This is a genomic window from Clavibacter lycopersici (assembly GCF_003576405.1).
GTDB classification, from domain to species: domain Bacteria; phylum Actinomycetota; class Actinomycetes; order Actinomycetales; family Microbacteriaceae; genus Clavibacter; species Clavibacter lycopersici.
In genome coordinates this window covers 1-9,001 of the sequence record NZ_QWGT01000115.1, presented here as the reverse complement: position 1 = coordinate 9,001, position 9,001 = coordinate 1, and the positions used below count along the sequence as shown (strand labels likewise).

The following is a 9,001-nucleotide window of genomic DNA, read 5'->3' as shown; positions in this document are numbered from 1 at the left end:
GGGCGTCCCGGTCGCGGGGGATGTCGACGCGGAGGTCGCGCGCGACCTCGACCGCACCGACGGCCAGGCGGGCACGGGGGCCGGCCCGCGCATCGACGTGGAGGCGCTCGGGCGCGTCCTCCTCGGCCGCTGGGCGGACGTCCGCCGCTCGTCGCGCGAGCTGACCAGCCGGCCCGAGCTGCACCGAGTCGAGGGGCTCGACATGCACCAGCACCGGGCGCGCGTGACGGAGCAGCTGGGGATCCTGGTGGAGCACGGGGGTGTGCACCGGGCGTTCCCGAAGATCGTCGGCGGGCTCGAGGACCACGGCGGCAACATCGCGGGCTTCGAGGAGCTCGTGGCGGCGGATCCGTCGCTGCAGATCAAGGCCGGCGTCCAGTGGGGCCTGTTCGGCTCCGCGGTGATGCACCTCGGCACCGAGCGGCACCACCGCGAGCTCCTGCCGGGGATCATGTCGCTCGAGACGCCCGGCGCGTTCGCGATGACCGAGACCGGCCACGGATCCGACGTCGCGAGCATCGGCACCACCGCGACCTACGACCCCGAGACGGGCGACTTCGTGCTGCACACCCCGTTCCGCGCCGCGTGGAAGGACTACCTCGGCAACGCGGCGGTCGACGGCCGCGCGGCCACCGTGTTCGCGCAGCTCGTCACCCAGGGCGTGAACCACGGCGTGCACTGCTTCTTCGTGCCGCTGCGCGACGAGACCGGTGCGTTCCTGCCCGGCATCGGCGGCGAGGACGACGGCCTCAAGGGCGGCCTCAACGGGATCGACAACGGCCGGCTCCACTTCGACCACGTTCGCGTGCCGCGCGCGAACCTCCTCAACCGCTACGGCGACGTGGCCGAGGACGGCACGTACACGTCCGACATCGCGAGCCCCGGACGCCGCTTCTTCACGATGCTCGGCACGCTCGTGCAGGGTCGCGTCTCGCTCGACGGCGCGGCCACCAGCGCCGCCAAGATCGCGCTGCAGATCGCGATCACGTACGGCAACCAGCGCCGCCAGTTCGTCGCGGGCGGCACCGACGAGGAGGTGCTGCTCGACTACCAGCGGCACCAGCGCCGGCTGATCCCGCGCATCGCCACCACGTACGCCGCGTCCTTCGCGCACGAGAAGCTGCTCGGCCAGTTCGACTCGGTGTTCTCGGGCGCGACCGACACCGACGAGGACCGGCAGGACCTCGAGACGCTGGCCGCCGCGCTCAAGCCGCTCAGCACGTGGCACGCGCTCGACACGATCCAGGAGGCGCGCGAGGCGACGGGCGGCCAGGGCTTCCTCGCCGAGAACCGGCTCGTCGGGCTCCGCGCCGACCTCGACGTGTACGCGACGTTCGAGGGCGACAACACCGTCCTCCTGCAGCTCGTCGCCAAGCGCCTGCTCACCGACGTCAACAAGCGCTTCGCGAAGGCGGACTTCGGGGTCCTCGCGCGCTACGTCGTCGAGCAGGCGACCGACCGCACGCTGCGCTCCACCGGCCTCCGCACGCTCGGGCAGGCGCTCGCGGACCGCGGATCCACCGCCCGCTCGGTCGGCCAGCTCCGCGAGCCGGACACCCAGCGCGCGCTGCTGACGGGCCGCGTGGAGACGATGGTCGGCGAGATCGCGACCGCGCTCCGCGCCACGCGCAAGATGCCGCCGGCCGAGGCCGCCGCGCTCTTCAACCGGCACCAGAACGCGCTCATCGAGGCGGCCCGCGCGCACGCAGAGCTGCTGCAGTGGGAGGCGTTCACGGAGGCGCTGGATCCCGCGTCGGAGACGGGACGCGCGATGGACGACGGCACGCGCCGCATCCTCACGTGGACCCGCGACCTCTTCGGCCTCCGCCTCATCGAGGACGACCTCGCGTGGTACCTCATCCACGGCCGCATCAGCGCCCCACGCGCCCGCGCGGTCACGGCCTACATCGACCGGCTCGTCGCGCGGTTGCGCCCGCACGCGCAGGACCTCGTCGACTCGTTCGGCTACACGCCGGCCCACGTGCGCGCGGCCGTGGCGTCGGGCGAGGAGCGGGACCGCCAGGACGAGGCCCGCGCGTACCGCGACGCCCGGATCGCCGACGGCTCGGCGCCGCGCATGGAGAAGAGCGAGAAGAAGAAGGGGCGGTAGCGCCCGTCATGGTCGGCGGCCGGTCGTCGGTCGTCCTGCTCGCCGTGATCCTCCTCACGACGAGCTGCGCCGGCCCGATCCCGGGTGACCACGGCGCAGCGCCCCCGTCCTCCGCGACGACGGAGCGGCCGACGCTGGTGCTGCGGCACTCGGACGGCGGCGGCTTCCAAGCCGGCATCTGGGGGACACTGGGCGTCGTGGACGGATGCGTGGTGATCCTCCACGACGGCGGCTCGGTGTCCGTGCCGGTGTTCCCCGACGGCGTCACCCGCTGGGTCGGCGACGAGATCGACATGGACGGCGAGCGGCTGGTGCTGGGGGAACCCGTGACGCTCGGCGGCAGCTCGAGCGACACGCTCGCGGGCGTGGCGGGCGTGGCGGGCGTGACGTTCCCCGTCGGATGCCGGGCCGACGAATACTGGATCGTGACGCCCTAGCTGTCGACGGATCACCGCGGGGCGCCGCTCAGGCGTGCAGCGCCGCGTCCGCCGCGCCGGTGCGCCAGGACGTGAAGCGGGTCGTGAATCCGGCGCGCGTGGGCGCGCAGCAGAACGGGCCGGCGGAGGCGACCGCGTCGGGATCCAGCGGGGCCACCCGCACGAGGCGCCACGGCTCCTCGTCGACCCGGGCGCGCACGGTGAGGGCGTCGCCGGAGCGGCTGGCGCGGATCGTCACCAGCCGGCCCGACCAGCCGGGGACCGGCGCGAGCGACCAGTCCGAGACGCCGCGCGTGACGACGGCGCCGAGGCCGTCCTCGCCGTCGCTGCGCTCGACGCCCGCCTTGGTCCACGTCTCCGCGTCGACCCGCACGAAGATCCCGGCCTGGTCGAACTGCTCGGCGAGCTCGAGCCGGAACGCGACCTCGACGGCCGACCCCTGCGGGAGCGGTGCGAGCAGGGCGTGCTCGGTGTCGTGCACGAAGCCGTACGAGGTGATCCGCCACGCGTCGCTGCCCTCGCGCGCGGTCACGTCCATTCCGCCGTCGTGGATCCGCACGGCCTCCGGCTCCGTGGTCCAGGTGCCGCGTGACCAGGGGACGTCGACGAGCGCGGAGTCGGATGCGGGGGAGTCGGTCATGAGACGAGGCTACGGCCGGATCTCCGCGGGCCCGGAGCCTCGGCGAGCCGACATCACCCCGCACGTCGCCTCGCTGCATGATCACCACTCCGAACCGGTCCGCGCGATGCGCTCCGACTCGCGCAGGAAGTCCTCGCCCGCGGTGGGTCGTCCGGCCCCGGCGATGGCGGCGTCCGCGAGGCGCGTCAGCTCCGCCCCGCCCGCGCCCTCCAGACCATCGGCGAGCTCCGACCGGCGACGAGGTGGAACTCGGAGCGGGTCAGTCCGTGGCGCTCGGCGACGCGATCGGACCTCTCGAGGTCGGCGTCCGGGATGGAGATGACGATCCTCACGGACCGAGCATGACAGGTCATGCCGTGCCCGCGCGCGCCTCCCCGTCAGCCGGCCACCGGCCGCGTATCCCCCAGGAACGGCATGATCGCCTCGGCCCAGTGGGCGTGCATCACGCGGTAGGAGAAGCGGTCGCGGACGTGCAGGCGCGTGCCGGAGATGTCGGGGTAGGGCGCGTGGATCACGCCGTGCTCCGGGTCCTCGAGCCGGGTCGTGGCCCGGTTGAGCCGGGAGACCTGGGCCTGGAGGAGCTTCCGGGCGACCATCGGGATCGGCTGGAACCGGTCCATCGGCGGGATGCCCGTGACGACGATGCGGCACCCGTCGCCCGCCTGCGCGCGGACGGTGCGGACGATGACGGTGAGCCGGTCGATCCACTCCTCCACGGAGGTCGCGACGAGCACGTCGGGGATCCCGAGCGCGACCACCGCGAGGTCGAGGGGCGCGGCGGCGCGGTCGGCGATGGCGGCGGCGGCCTTGCGCGCCGTCATGTCGTAGGCCGAGATGCTCTCCCACTCGACGCCGCGTCCCGTGACGGCCGCGCGCCGGGCGGCGACCTGCGCGGGCATCGCCATCCCGGCGAGGAGCACGCCGTACCCGGCGACGCCGATGTCGCCGAGGAAGAGGACGCGCTCGGGATCCGGGCCCGGCACGGCGGAGGCGCCGTCGTGCTGCGGGAAGATCCCGGCCTCCATCTCCCGCATGTAGAGGTGGAGGTGCAGGCGCAGGGTGGGCCGCGCGACGGCGACCGCGGCACCGTGCGCCAGCGGCAGGAGCGGCCGCAGCGCCGCGCGCGGACGGACGGACGGTGACGATCGCCTCACGGGCTGGGCGGGCAATGGGTCCTCGTCTCCGAGCGGGGAAGCGGTCGGTCTCGCACGAGGCTACGCGGCGACGGGCGCCGCGCACACCCCGGGTGGGGATCGCCGCCGCCGCCGACGAGTCGACACCCGCGCGGCCGGGCCCGCGTCGCCCGACCGTAGGCTCGTCGCATGCAGAGCCTCTTCCCCGAGATCGACCCGCACGACACCGGCATGCTCGACGTGGGGGACGGCCAGCTCCTGTACTGGGAGGTCTCGGGGAACCCCGACGGGATCCCCGTCGTGTTCCTGCACGGCGGCCCCGGCGGCGGCACGAGCCCGACGCACCGGCGGCTGTTCGACCCGGCCCGCTACCGCATCGTGCTCGTCGACCAGCGCGGCTGCGGCCGGAGCACGCCGCACGTCTCGGACCCGTCGGCGGACCTCTCCGTGAACACGACCTGGCACCTCGTGGCCGACCTCGAGCGGCTGCGCGAGCACCTGGGAGTCGAGCGCTGGCTGGTGTTCGGCGGATCCTGGGGCTCGACCCTCGCGCTCGCCTACGCCGAGACGCACCCGGCCCGCGTGACCGGCCTCATCCTCCGCGGGATCTTCACGCTCCGGGCGAGCGAGCTCGACTGGTTCTACGAGGGCCCGGCGGGCATGGTCCACCCCGACGGCTGGGAGGCGTTCACGGCGCCCGTGCCCGGGGTCGAGCGCGGCGGGATCATCGCCGCGTACGCCCGGCTGCTCGCGGATCCCGACCCCGAGGTGCACGGTCCGGCCGCGGTCGCGTGGTCGACCTGGGAGGCGTCGGGCATCACGCTGCTGCCGAAGCCCGATGTGGTCGCGCGGTTCGCGGAGCCCACCTACGCGCTCGCGTTCGCGCGCATCGAGAACCACTACTTCATGCACGGCGGGTGGATGGAGGACGGCCAGCTGATCCGCGACGCGCACCTCATCCGCGACATCCCCACCGAGATCGTGCAGGGCCGCTACGACATGTGCACCCCGGCCGTCACCGCGTGGGACCTGCACCGGGCTCTGCCCGAGGCGCGCTTCACGATGGTGCCCGACGCCGGGCACGCGTTCGACGAGCCCGGCATCCGCGACGCGCTGATCGAGGCGACGGAGCGGGCGGCGGACCGGCTGGGCACGGACGGCTGATCAGCGGCCGGCGGGCGAGGCCCCGGGTCGAGCATCCGCCGACGGGGTCAGCCGTGCCTTGAACCTCGCGTTGAGCGGCACGCTGACGAAGCGGTGGCTGAGGGCGGAGGCGACGACGGTCACCGGCAGGGCGATCCACGCGACCGATGCCGGCGTGCCCCCGGTGATCGCGGTGAGGTACTGCAGCAGCGGATAGTGCCAGAGGTACAACTCGTAGCTGACCGCCCCGACCCAGACGAGCGGCGCCCAGGAGAACGCGCGGACGATGCGCCCCCCGCCCTCGACGAGCGCCGCGAGCAGGAGCGCGGCGGCGAGCACCCCGAGGGCCAGCCCGGCCTCGGCCCCATGGTCCATGCCGCCGACGAGTACCGCGGCCACGAGCGCCGCCATGCCGGCCGGAGCGGTGAGCGGATGACGAGCGGCGGTCGACCAGACGGACCTGGTCAGCGCCAGCACGCAGCCGAGCGCGAGGCCGCCCGCGCTCATCAACGGGTTCACGCCGGACGGATCGGCACCGGGCACGCTGCCGACGATGACCGATGCGATCGCGAGCGCGGCGAGGACGCCCGTCGCGACCCGCGGTGACCGTCGGGCTCCGGTGAGAGCCAGCAGGAACACCACGGGCCAGATCAGGTAGAACTGCTCCTCGAGGGCGAGTGTCCATGTGTGGCCCCAGCCCTGGACCCCGGCGCCTGTGAACGCCGTGTAGAGGTTCATGAGGTACGAGGCCGTGAGGCCGGAGGCTTTCACATAGCCGACGGCGCCGGACACGATGGTGCCGAGCGGCGCGAGCACGATTAGCGCGGTCAGCAGCGGCGGATAGAGGCGGAGCGCGCGTCGCAAGTAGAAGCGGACGAGGTCGACCCGACCGGTGCGAGCGTGCTCGCGCAGGAGGAGGGACGTGATGAGGAAGCCGGATAGCACGAAGAACACGTGCACGCCGATCCAGCCGCCGAATTCCACGGGCGGCGTCACGTGGTGGACGATGACCAGCGAGACCGCGACGCCCCGCAGCCCGTCCAACTGAGGCATGTATCCCAGGGGCGAGAGGCGGGTCGTCGACGGGGTCGGCGCGGCACTCGTGCTCACCAGCAGATCGTTCACAGCGAGACGAGCGACTTCGAGTGGACCGCCGCGGGTTGCGGGAGCGTCGCGGCGGGTGCCGCCGTGGGCGCGCCCGTGCCGCTGAGGATGTCGAGCGCGCGCCGCAGACGGGTGCTGGAGGTGTGCATCGTGTACGGGAAGTACACGACCTCCACGCCGACCGCCGCGAACTCCAACTCGAGGCGCTCGCCCTTCGGGGTGCCGCGCCAGTCGTCGCCCTTGAAGAAGACGTCGAAGCGCACGTCGCGCCAGGTGTCGAGCTTGTCCGGCAGCGTCTCCGCGCGGGCCTCGTCGACGTAGCTGATGTGGCTCACGATCTCGAGGCGCTCGGCGAGCGGCACCACCGGCGTGATGCCCTTATTGCGCTCGAGCATCTCATCGGAGACGACGCCGGCGATGAGGTAGTCGCAGCTGCTCTTGGCGTGCTTGAGGATGTTGAGGTGCCCGACGTGGAAGAGGTCGAAGGCACCGGCGGCGTAGCCGATTCGGGTCATGGCACACGTGTCTCGGGTAGTCCGCCTTCCGGGCGCGGGTACGCGCGGATGCGGGATCGGGTGCAGCCCGGTGCGGGTACGCCGGGCGGAGGGCCTGCTCCGCGACGCGGGTACGTCGGCCGACCTGGGTGGGGGCGGCGGGGAGCGTGGACCTCACCCGAGCATAGGTCGCGGGCTCCCGCCAGGGGAAGCGGGAGCCCGCGAACGGGGGGGGGCTAGAAGATCCCGACCCTCTTGACCCCGGTCGGCTGCCCCAGGAGCGACGCGATGGACGCCGGCAGCGCCACCGCGAGCGAGGCGGCCGACGACAGGTAGGCGCTCATGCCCGAGACCGAGGTGCTGGCCGTCGTCATGGAGTTCCTCCAGGTGCTGTTCTTCGCGGCTGCGAGGGCGGCCGGCGACTCGTACCGTACGAGCGTGGAGTTGTCGCCCTGGCCCCAAGCCACCATGGTCGGGTCCGTCGTCGCCACGCGCTTCGAGAACAGGTTGCCGGTGATGGTGAGGTTCCACCTGTCGACCGGGATGTTCGTCTTCTTGTCGATCGCGTAGATGGAGAAGCCGCCGCCTGACGCGAACACGTTGTTGCTGATCGTGATGTTGCGCGTCAGCCACGGCACGGTGCTGTCGACCGCGGGACGGCGAGGATCCTGCCCCTCGAAGGACGCCACTGACTGGCGCCGCTCGTCCTGCAGCAGCGTGAGCGCGAACTTCGAGTTGCCGCCCATCGTGTTGTTGAAGAGCCTCACGTTGCCGGTGTCGAACAGGTTGATGCCGGTCTGCCCGCCCGTGGCACTGTTGTCCGCGACCACCGCGGTGTCCGACAGCTCGAGCTGGATGCCGGTGTACTCGTTGTCGTTCGAGTCGTTGCCCGTGACGGTGATGTCGTAGCAGGACTCGTCGAACCAGATCCCGCTGCCGTTGTTCCGGCCGGTGTCGTTGTTGACGACCTCCACGTCGCGGGAGCGGGTGATCTTGATGCCGCCCGAGACCGGGGCCGCCTTGAACCGCTCGGAGTTGTTGCCCGTGATGACGCTGTCGCGGATGACGAGGCCGTACGCGGTGCTCGCGTTGATCCCGAGCATCCCGCTCCGCTGCACCGTGACGCGCGTCAGCCGGGAGTCGTTGTTGCCTATGACGATCCCGATGGTGGCGATGTCCTGCACGACGACGTCCTGGACGACTGCCTTGACGTTGTCGAAGCGGATCGCTCCGCGGTCCTCGTAGGACGTGGCGTAGCGGCGCACCCCTATGCCCTTGACGCTCGTGCTCGGCGCCTGGATCTGGAGCGCCTGGCGGAGGTCGCTCGCGCGCACCTCCTTGCCGCTCGGGTCGCTCCCGATGCGGATCGTCTTGGCGGCGTAGTCGACGAAGAAGGTGCCGGACACGACCTGCGACGCGGAGGCGACCTGGCGCAGAGCGACCCCGCCGACGAACACCTGGTCGAGGCGCGCCGCGAGCGGTGCGTCGGGGCGTACGAAGCGGGGGTTGTCCGCGACGCCCGCGATGGTGGTCGCGAAGCGCATCCCCCATCCGGACGCGACCCACGTGCTTCCGCTGCGCGTGAACCCCGAGACGGGGCTGGATCCGTCGAGCCACACGGCCTCGCGCGGGTACGCCTGGATGGTGAGCGGCTTCTGGTACGGGACCACGACGGCCTCGTGGTACGTGCCACCGCGGAGCACGATGGTCTGCCCGGATGCGGCGCGCGCGACCGCGCGGGTCAGGGTGCGTAACGGCGCGGACTGCGTCCCCGCGGCCGAGTCGATCCCCGATGCGCTGCTAACGAAGAGGGCGCCCGACGGGACCGCGTAGGAAGCGCTGCCGACCGGCGCGGATCCCCGCGCGGTGCCCGTGCGCGGCGCGGCGGCGGGGGTCGACGGGGTGGGCGCGGCGGTGGACGTCGGCGTCGGCGTCGGTGA

General features: G+C 72.6%; 9 protein-coding genes. 3 read left to right on the top strand and 6 right to left on the bottom strand.

The window, feature by feature from the left end:
- Positions 1–2,110, top strand: a 2,110-nt coding sequence (locus tag DZG00_RS09060) for an acyl-CoA dehydrogenase family protein (RefSeq protein WP_119455551.1), incomplete at its 5' end; no start/stop codon positions are given.
- 8 nt (positions 2,111–2,118) lie between these two features.
- Positions 2,119–2,547, top strand: a complete 429-nt coding sequence (locus DZG00_RS09055) for a hypothetical protein (RefSeq protein ID WP_119381865.1) — start codon at positions 2,119–2,121, stop codon at positions 2,545–2,547.
- Between the two features lie 28 nt (positions 2,548–2,575).
- On the opposite strand, the gene DZG00_RS09050 is transcribed toward DZG00_RS09055, so the two are convergent.
- The 3 genes from DZG00_RS09050 to DZG00_RS09040 form a co-directional block, all read right to left on the bottom strand.
- Positions 2,576–3,187, bottom strand: coding sequence for a DUF1349 domain-containing protein (locus DZG00_RS09050; RefSeq protein ID WP_119381866.1), 612 nt, complete (start codon positions 3,185–3,187; stop codon positions 2,576–2,578).
- A 185-nt stretch (positions 3,188–3,372) separates the two neighbouring features.
- The gene (locus DZG00_RS17320) at positions 3,373–3,519 is read right to left on the bottom strand and encodes a type II toxin-antitoxin system HicB family antitoxin (protein WP_233550108.1); all 147 of its coding nucleotides are present in this window, start codon (positions 3,517–3,519) and stop codon (positions 3,373–3,375) included.
- A 45-nt stretch (positions 3,520–3,564) separates the two neighbouring features.
- Positions 3,565–4,356, bottom strand: a complete 792-nt coding sequence (locus DZG00_RS09040) for a GDSL-type esterase/lipase family protein (protein ID WP_119381867.1) — start codon at positions 4,354–4,356, stop codon at positions 3,565–3,567.
- 153 nt (positions 4,357–4,509) lie between these two features.
- Between DZG00_RS09040 and pip the strand changes: the two genes are divergently transcribed.
- A complete protein-coding gene (pip, locus tag DZG00_RS09035) occupies positions 4,510–5,484 on the top strand; it encodes a prolyl aminopeptidase (RefSeq protein ID WP_119381868.1) in 975 nt (324 codons plus the stop codon).
- Here pip and DZG00_RS09030 read toward each other — a convergent pair whose 3' ends face one another.
- The 3 genes from DZG00_RS09030 to DZG00_RS09020 form a co-directional block, all read right to left on the bottom strand.
- Positions 5,485–6,516 (bottom strand): acyltransferase family protein, encoded by a 1,032-nt coding sequence (locus DZG00_RS09030; protein ID WP_147359960.1) that lies wholly within the window; start codon positions 6,514–6,516, stop codon positions 5,485–5,487.
- Between the two features lie 68 nt (positions 6,517–6,584).
- Positions 6,585–7,082, bottom strand: coding sequence for an FAD synthase family protein (locus DZG00_RS09025; RefSeq protein WP_119381870.1), 498 nt, complete (start codon positions 7,080–7,082; stop codon positions 6,585–6,587).
- Between the two features lie 215 nt (positions 7,083–7,297).
- Positions 7,298–9,001 (bottom strand): right-handed parallel beta-helix repeat-containing protein (locus DZG00_RS09020; RefSeq protein ID WP_119455550.1); only part of this gene is annotated, 1,704 nt, incomplete at its 5' end.

Bases quoted from the DNA above. Each gene is read 5' to 3' on its own strand.
- DZG00_RS09025 (WP_119381870.1), bottom strand. From the start codon at position 7,082: ATGACCCGAATCGGCTACGCCGCCGGTGCCTTCGACCTCTTCCACGTC.
- DZG00_RS09050 (WP_119381866.1), bottom strand. From the start codon at position 3,187: ATGACCGACTCCCCCGCATCCGACTCCGCGCTCGTCGACGTCCCCTGG.
- DZG00_RS09030 (WP_147359960.1), bottom strand. From the start codon at position 6,516: ATGCCTCAGTTGGACGGGCTGCGGGGCGTCGCGGTCTCGCTGGTCATC.
- pip (WP_119381868.1), top strand. From the start codon at position 4,510: ATGCAGAGCCTCTTCCCCGAGATCGACCCGCACGACACCGGCATGCTC.
- DZG00_RS09055 (WP_119381865.1), top strand. From the start codon at position 2,119: ATGGTCGGCGGCCGGTCGTCGGTCGTCCTGCTCGCCGTGATCCTCCTC.